Genomic DNA, 462 nt, shown 5'->3' with positions numbered 1-462 from the left:
TGATTACGTGCTTGCCTTTTTTCGAGTAAAAGTGCGCAGCACCTTTAATCGCAAGGTTGTCAGACTCTGTCGCACCAGATGTGAATACGATTTCGCGAGGATCTGCATTTAGAAGGTCAGCAATTTGCTCACGAGCAGTATCTACCGCTTCTTCTGCCTGCCAGCCGTAACGGTGCGAACGTGAAGCTGGGTTGCCAAATGTGCCATCCATTGTCATGTACTGAACCATTTTTTCAGCAACTCGAGGATCAACTGGACATGTAGCGGAATAATCAAGATAAATCGGCAGTTTCATTCTCTACTCCAATGTAAAATGCTGGCCGCTAAGAGCGGACGTTTACACCGATGGGCGCGGCTGTTGTATTTTTGTTTGAAAGCCCATGAGTTACCGCCAGATCAATATCCTGACGATCAGAAATTTCTAGCACTTCATTGTCTGTCATCAACTCACCAAGAGTGATG

Annotated in this window: 1 protein-coding gene and 1 pseudogene; both read right to left on the bottom strand. The window is 46.1% G+C overall.

Translation table 11 applies throughout. The features are described from left to right. On the bottom strand, positions 1-295 hold a 295-nt coding region (locus UF06_RS17750; RefSeq protein WP_045571635.1), incomplete at its 3' end, for an aminotransferase class V-fold PLP-dependent enzyme. 28 nt (positions 296-323) lie between these two features. Then, positions 324-462 (bottom strand): annotated as a pseudogene (locus tag UF06_RS17745) (Fe-S cluster assembly transcriptional regulator IscR); the annotation flags it as partial.

Source organism: Vibrio sp. S234-5, from assembly GCF_000960595.1.
Lineage (GTDB): Bacteria > Pseudomonadota > Gammaproteobacteria > Enterobacterales > Vibrionaceae > Vibrio.
The sequence above is the reverse complement of the archived record's forward strand: the minus strand, read 5'-3'. Positions and strand labels throughout refer to the sequence as shown.